This is a genomic window from Siphonobacter sp. BAB-5405, from assembly GCF_002872335.1.
Lineage (GTDB): Bacteria > Bacteroidota > Bacteroidia > Cytophagales > Spirosomataceae > Siphonobacter.
The window spans coordinates 1-996 of the sequence record NZ_NJAG01000156.1 but is presented as its reverse complement, the minus strand read 5'-3'; the positions used below and the strand labels follow the sequence as shown (position 1 = coordinate 996).

Genomic DNA, 996 nt, shown 5'->3' with positions numbered 1-996 from the left:
CCCCCTATTACCGCATCAGCCTGGCTACGAATGGCCGTCAGGGCTATGAGCAGGCGGTTTCGCTGGTACCGGATCTGATCATTAGTGATATCATGATGCCCGTCATGGATGGGTTAGCCATGTGCCAGGCTATTCGAAAGGATGAGCAGGTGAGCCACATTCCCATCATCCTGCTTACGGCGAAATCGGCCTACGAAAGCCGCATTGAAGGGCTTTCGCATAAAGCAAATGGCTATTTGACGAAACCTTTCCACGTTGAAGAACTGACCCTGAAGATTCGAAATCTGCTTGAGCAGCAAAAGCTTAGTCAGCAGTACGCTCGCCAGGGCTTAATTCAGGCAAGTCCTAGTCAGAAGCCCGCAGAGGATCCCTTTTTAACCCGCTGTTATAGCCTCCTGGAAGAACGACTCGACGACTCCTCGCTGAGCGTGGAAACCTTCGCCAGTCTGGTCAACATGAGCCGGGTGAACCTGCACCGGAAAATCAAGGCGTTAACGGGTCTTTCCGTCAGCGAGGTCATCCGTAACTACCGCCTGAAGCGTGCGACGGCTTTTCTGGAACAGGGGCTCAACACCTCTCAAACGGCCTATCAGGTGGGTTTTGAAAACCCTCTTACTTCATCAAGTGTTTCCGGGATCTGTATCAAATGACGCCTCTGGAGTATGTAAAGAAGGTACACGCGTCGTAACGGTTGCTAAACAGGGTCTTTAACCGTAGTGAAAAACGTGTGAGCGATTTTCTGATGCCATCGCTACTACTAATCGGTGATTACGCCTTGCCGCCAGTTTACCTGACTGAATAGACAAGTGCTGTTTCCTATCCAATCTAAACCAGCGTCGTTCTTAGGTACTGATTAAAACCGCCAATTCATCCGTAGGGCTACATACCGTGGCTGAAGGCGGTAACTCGATTCATCCAGGTATACAGCGTTGAGAGACGTAGTGAAATAGTATCGCGTATTCAAAAGATTTTGACCCACTAATTCGACTTCCCAGG

Annotated in this window: 1 protein-coding gene; it reads left to right on the top strand. The window is 50.0% G+C overall.

The window, feature by feature from the left end; all coding sequences use genetic code 11:
- On the top strand, positions 1-650 hold a 650-nt coding region (locus BWI97_RS26735; protein WP_146011090.1), incomplete at its 5' end, for a response regulator.
- Positions 651-996 lie beyond the last annotated feature (346 nt).